7 protein-coding genes are annotated in these 5,004 nt (G+C 66.3%); 5 read left to right on the top strand and 2 right to left on the bottom strand.

Annotated features, from left to right (window positions below; genetic code table 11):
* Positions 1-407, top strand: a 407-nt coding sequence (locus ENZ74_RS21560; protein WP_245470985.1) for a substrate-binding domain-containing protein, incomplete at its 5' end; no start/stop codon positions are given.
* Here the strand turns inward: ENZ74_RS21560 and ENZ74_RS21555 are convergent.
* Positions 340-966, bottom strand: coding sequence for a TetR/AcrR family transcriptional regulator (locus ENZ74_RS21555; protein ID WP_063168769.1), 627 nt, complete (start codon positions 964-966; stop codon positions 340-342). The genes ENZ74_RS21560 and ENZ74_RS21555 overlap by 68 nt on opposite strands.
* A gap of 66 nt (positions 967-1,032) precedes the next feature.
* Between ENZ74_RS21555 and ENZ74_RS21550 the strand changes: the two genes are divergently transcribed.
* Positions 1,033-1,458 (top strand): VOC family protein, encoded by a 426-nt coding sequence (locus ENZ74_RS21550; RefSeq protein ID WP_013530166.1) that lies wholly within the window; start codon positions 1,033-1,035, stop codon positions 1,456-1,458.
* 9 nt (positions 1,459-1,467) lie between these two features.
* Here the strand turns inward: ENZ74_RS21550 and ENZ74_RS21545 are convergent, their stop codons facing one another.
* Positions 1,468-2,418 carry a trypsin-like peptidase domain-containing protein gene (locus tag ENZ74_RS21545; RefSeq protein WP_013530167.1) on the bottom strand — a complete coding sequence of 317 codons (951 nt, stop codon included), beginning with the start codon at positions 2,416-2,418 and terminating at the stop codon, positions 1,468-1,470.
* A 227-nt stretch (positions 2,419-2,645) separates the two neighbouring features.
* On the opposite strand from ENZ74_RS21545, the gene ENZ74_RS21540 reads away from it, so the two are divergent.
* From ENZ74_RS21540 to ENZ74_RS21530, 3 genes are all read left to right on the top strand, one after another.
* The gene (locus ENZ74_RS21540) at positions 2,646-3,518 is read left to right on the top strand and encodes a S1C family serine protease (protein WP_063168768.1); all 873 of its coding nucleotides are present in this window, start codon (positions 2,646-2,648) and stop codon (positions 3,516-3,518) included.
* 8 nt (positions 3,519-3,526) lie between these two features.
* On the top strand, positions 3,527-4,153 hold the full coding sequence (locus ENZ74_RS21535; protein WP_063168767.1) for a helix-turn-helix transcriptional regulator: 627 nt from the start codon (positions 3,527-3,529) through the stop codon (positions 4,151-4,153).
* Between the two features lie 110 nt (positions 4,154-4,263).
* Positions 4,264-5,004, top strand: a 741-nt coding sequence (locus tag ENZ74_RS21530) for an NAD(P)-dependent oxidoreductase (RefSeq protein ID WP_164761118.1), incomplete at its 3' end; no start/stop codon positions are given.

Genomic DNA, 5,004 nt, shown 5'->3' with positions numbered 1-5,004 from the left:
AACCGGTGGCGATCGAGGATGCGCGCGAACACACCCAACTTGTCGTCACCGACCAGTCGGAGCGCACCAAGGGGCGCGACTTCGGCGTCTATGCCTACCGTACCTGGCGGCTGACGGATGTGCGCACCAAGCATATGCTGATGCGCGAGGGGCTGGGCTGGGGCGGGCTGCCGCGCTGGCTGATATCAGACGACCTGGCGAGCGGCCGGCTGGTCGAGATCGACCTCGAATCCTTCAGGGAGGTGAGCTCGCCGCTGTTTGCCATGCATCGCAGCGATCGCAGCCCGAAGCCGGCGGCGGCCTGGCTGATCGACCAGTTCAAGCGCCAGCTCGGCTGCTTCAACGAGTTCGAACCGGGCGAGGTGCCGGATGAGGAGCACGAGACAGCCCATCGATCAGCGCCATGAGCACGGCGCGGTAATCTTGCGCTGAGGCGCCGGCCTCGATGGCCAGGGCGGCACGGTCGCAGGCGGAGCCGAGCAGTGCTGTCAGCGCGTCGGCCGGCAATCTCGTCATCGTCTGCGCCCGCATCGCCGCGACCAGCCCTTCGCGCAGAGAGCGGTTGCCGTGGCGATTGTCGATCGCGTCCATGGCGGCGCGGCCAAGCACGGCCGGGCCGTCGAGCAGCAGCAGCCGCGTGCGTCCGGGCGCGCGCATGGCGGCGAGATAGGCGTCGGAGCCGGCAATCAGCGCGTCATGGGCAAACAGCGATGGCGGCGAGGCGCGCTCGATCTCCTCGGCGACCGCTGCCGCCTCCTGCTCGACCACGGCAGCAAACAGTGCCTGCTTGTCGGCAAAATGATGGTAGAGCGCGCCGCGCGTCACGCCGGCGGCGGCGACGATCTCCGGCGTGCCGGTCTCGGAATAGGATTTCTCCGTGAACAGCTTTCGCGCCGCGGCAATCAGGTGGGCGCGCGTGGCTTCGGTGCGGTCGCGGTTGGAACGACGCGCGAAATCTTGTTGCATACATGCAGCCTGTATGTTAATTCGGTTTACATGCAGACTGTATGTTAATTGACGGGAGAAGGAAAGATGAAGACCACGAGCTATTACCCGGTGCTGATGACCGGCGACGTCGCCGGCACGGCGGCCTTTTATGTGAAGCATTTCCGCTTCCAGCCCCTGTTCGAAAGCGACTGGTATGTGCATCTGCAATCGGGGGAGGACAGAAGAGTCAATCTCGGCATCGTCCAGGGCGACCATGAGACCATCCCGGAAGAGGGGCGGGGCCGCGCTTCGGGCCTGCTGATCAATTTCGAGGTTCGCGACCCGGACGCTGTCTATGAGCGCGTCGTCGCCGCCGGCCTGCCGATCCTGCGCTCGCTGCGCGACGAGCCCTTCGGCCAGCGCCATTTCATCACCAAGGACCCCAATGGCGTGCTGATCGACGTCATCAAGCCGATCCCGCCGAGCGAGGCGTTTCTGGCGCAGTATGCGGAAGGGGTGGCGGGAGCCTGAGCGCCCGCCTCAACTGGCCCTTGCCACCGGCGTCACCGTCACCTGGCTGACACCGGTGCGGCGCACGACGGTGCACAGCGTCTCGCGGCCGATGCGTTCGGCGTCGAGCATGCGCACCAGGTCGTCGACGCCGGTGACAGGACGGCCGTCGATGGCGGCGATGATGTCGCCTTCTTTCAGGCCGGCCTTGGCCGCCGGGCCGTCCTTCTCGACGCTGCGCAGGCGAACCGCCGTGCTGGTCGAGACTTGCGACAACAGGGCGGCGCGGCGCGGCAAACTGGCAGTGTCGGCCGAGACGCCGATGAAGGCGCGGCGGACACGGCCGAAGCGGATGATCTCCGAAATGACGAAATTGGCGGTGTTGGAGGCGACAGCGAAGGCGATGCCCTGCGCGCCATGGATCATGGCGGTGTTGACGCCGATCACCTCGCCGGCCGACGAAACCAGCGGCCCGCCGGAATTGCCGGGGTTGAGCGCTGCGTCGGTCTGGATGACGTCGTCGATCAGCCGGCCGGTCGAGGCGCGCATGGAGCGGCCGAGCGCCGAGACGACGCCGGAGGTGACGGTCCATTCAAAGCCGAGCGGATTGCCGATGGCGATGGCGATCTGGCCGCGCCGCAGCCGCTTGGAATCGGCGAGCGGTGCGACATCGGCAAAGCTGCCGTCGGCGCGCACCAGCGCGATGTCGGTGTCGGGATCGCGGCCGAGCACGCGGCCTTCGCGGGAGGCGCCGTCCGGCATCGAGACGCGCACTGTCCTGGCATCGCCGACGACGTGGAAATTGGTGACGACCAGTCCGTCCGGCGCGATGACGAAGCCGGAGCCGTGACCGCCCTGGCCGCCGACGCGTTCGATGCGGCAGACGGCCGGGCCGATGCGGTCGACGGCGTCCGCAACGGTCGTCGAATATGCGTCGAGCAATGTATCGTCAGGTTCGAATTTGGCTGCGGCGAGGGCCATGGAAGGGCTCCGTATTTTTCGGGCGAAAGGATGATTTTTTTCCTGTGCGCGTCGTTGTCCCAAAACCGCTGAGCACTTTTGGGCGACACGCACTATATGTGCGGAGCGGCTGGAACCGCCGCGACCTGACCAGATGGCCAGTCAAACCGGCAACTAGCCTTCAGGCGAGTACCTCTGAACGCGCTGTCGAGCGATATCTGGGGCATGGATGAACCCAGGAGACCAATATGAGCGATTTCAATCTGAGTGCGTTTTCGCAAGCCATCGCCGATCTCGCCGCCCAGGCGGCAGCGGCAACGGCTGGCTTCGCCACGCATCATCACCGCACGGCAAGCGCCTTCCACTGGCGTGACGGTTATTTCGTCACCGCCGAGGAGGCTGTCGAGGCCGGCGAGGAGATCGAACTGACGCTGGCCTCGGGTGAGGCGGTGAAGGCAGAACTGGTCGGCCGCGATCCGTCGACTGGCGTTGCCCTGCTGAAGCCGGCTACGGCCATCAACGCCGTGCCGTTGGCCAGGGCTGACGCGGTGCGGCCAGGCAACATTGCCATCGCCATCGGCAATAGCAACGGGTCGGCTCTGGCCGTTTCGGGCTCGGTAGGCGAAGTCGGTCCGGCCTGGCGCTCGATGCGCGGCGGCACCATCGACCGGCGCATCAATCTGGCCGTCGGTGCCGGCGGCCGTTTCGAGGGCGGCCCGGTTCTCGACGCCAAGGGTGCGCTGATCGGCATGCTGCTGTTCGGGCCGCGCCACCGGGCGCTGGTCATGCCTTACGAGACGATCGAGCGGGCGGTTGCGACGCTGCGCGAAAAGGGCCATGTCGCGCGCGGTTATCTCGGCGCCGGCCTGCATCCGGTACGCGACCGCGACGCGCATGGCGCGATGGTGATGAGCCTCGATGACGATGGTCCCGCCAAGGCCGCCGGTCTCTCTCTCGGCGATATCATCGTGGCGTGGAACGGTGAGGCGGTGCATGGCCCGCGCGACCTGATCCGCAGGCTCGGACCAGACAGTGCGGGCGCTTCGGTGACGCTCGGCGTGGTGCGCGGCGGCGAACAGCGCGATGTCGGGCTGACCATCGGCGAAAAGCCGCTTTCCTGAGAGGAGTGATGGACACGCTCACCAGCGACCGGATCATGCATGACGGTGCCGTCTCGCGGCGGCTGGTGGTGCTGATTGCGCTTGGCGATGCGTCGCGCGCCGAGCGCTTGGCGGCCTCGCTGGCCGCGAGCGATGACCTGCTGCCGGTGGTGGCCGGCAGGGCTGACGTCGCCATCGTTGACGACAGCAGCGGCGGTGCCGTGCCGGCCGCCATTCCCCGGGTTCTGCTATCGGGACGCGCTGGCGAACGGCCCGCGGGCGAGGTGTTGGCCGTCCTCCAAACGGGCGCGGACGATTTGTTGATCGCTGCGGCGGCGCGGCTGGCGGCGGCCGGCTATCGGGTATCGGGCGAGCGCAGAACCGGACGCCATGAGGATTTCCATACTGGCGATGGCGAGCCGTTCGAAGATGAAGCCTCCGACGAGCATGCCGTCCGTCCTTCGCTGTCGCCGCGCGAGGCGGAAGTGCTGGCGCTGCTGGCCGAGGGCGCACCCAACAAGGTGATCGCGCGGCGGCTGAACATTTCCGTGCACACCGCGAAGTTCCATGTCGCCGCAATCCTGATCAAGCTCGGTGCCGCCAACCGCACCGACGCGATTGCCACTGCGATGCGGCAGGGGCTGGTGCTGGTTTAGTCATAAACCCTACGCTGCGTAACGCGGTGTCCGGCGTGTCGGGTCTTGCGCTGTGGTCGCCCGCCGCGCAAAGCTTCGCGTCTGACGTGTTGCAAGGGAGGCGCAAGGAAATGTCGCTCAAGGGAAAGACGCTGTTCATCTCCGGCGGATCGCGCGGCATCGGGCTGGCGATCGCGCTGCGCGCGGCGCGCGACGGCGCCAATGTGACGATCGCGGCCAAAACCGCCGAACCGCATCCGAAGCTGCCCGGCACAATCTATAGCGCGGCAGAAGAGATCGAGCAGGCCGGCGGCAAGGCGCTGCCCGTGCTGTGCGACATCCGTGAAGAGGCACAGGTGGCCGAGGCGGTCGCCAGGACCGTGGAAAAGTTCGGCGGCATCGATATCTGCGTCAACAATGCCAGCGCCATCCAGCTCACCGGCACGCTGGAAACCGACATGAAGCGCTACGACCTGATGCATCAGATCAACACGCGCGGCACCTTCCTGGTGTCCAAAATGTGCATTCCGCACCTGAAGTTGGCCAGCAATCCTCACATCCTGAATCTGGCACCGCCGCTCGACATGAAGGCCAAGTGGTTCAAGAACCATGTCGCCTACACGATGGCCAAGTTCGGCATGTCGATGTGCACGCTGGGCATGAGCGCCGAGTTCGCCAAGGACGGCATCGCCGTCAATTCACTGTGGCCGATTTCGACCATCGACACGGCAGCCGTGCGCAATCTGCTGGGCGGCGCGACGGTGGCGGCAATGAGCCGTTTGCCCGACATCATGGCCGATGCTGCGCATGCCATCTTTATGCGGCCGGCGCGCGAAGCGACTGGCAACTTCTACATCGACGAAGAGGTGCTG

This window comes from Mesorhizobium sp. M7A.F.Ca.CA.002.15.2.1, assembly GCF_003998715.1.
GTDB classification, from domain to species: Bacteria; Pseudomonadota; Alphaproteobacteria; order Rhizobiales; family Rhizobiaceae; genus Mesorhizobium; species Mesorhizobium ciceri.
The sequence above is the reverse complement of the archived record's forward strand: the minus strand, read 5'-3'. Positions and strand labels throughout refer to the sequence as shown.

What these genes read in the sequence shown, in the direction of transcription:
- ENZ74_RS21555 (WP_063168769.1), bottom strand. Translation starts at nt 966, where the DNA reads ATGCAACAAGATTTCGCGCGTCGTTCCAACCGCGACCGCACCGAAGCC.
- ENZ74_RS21550 (WP_013530166.1), top strand. Translation starts at nt 1,033, where the DNA reads ATGAAGACCACGAGCTATTACCCGGTGCTGATGACCGGCGACGTCGCC.
- ENZ74_RS21545 (WP_013530167.1), bottom strand. Translation starts at nt 2,418, where the DNA reads ATGGCCCTCGCCGCAGCCAAATTCGAACCTGACGATACATTGCTCGAC.
- ENZ74_RS21540 (WP_063168768.1), top strand. Translation starts at nt 2,646, where the DNA reads ATGAGCGATTTCAATCTGAGTGCGTTTTCGCAAGCCATCGCCGATCTC.
- ENZ74_RS21535 (WP_063168767.1), top strand. Translation starts at nt 3,527, where the DNA reads ATGGACACGCTCACCAGCGACCGGATCATGCATGACGGTGCCGTCTCG.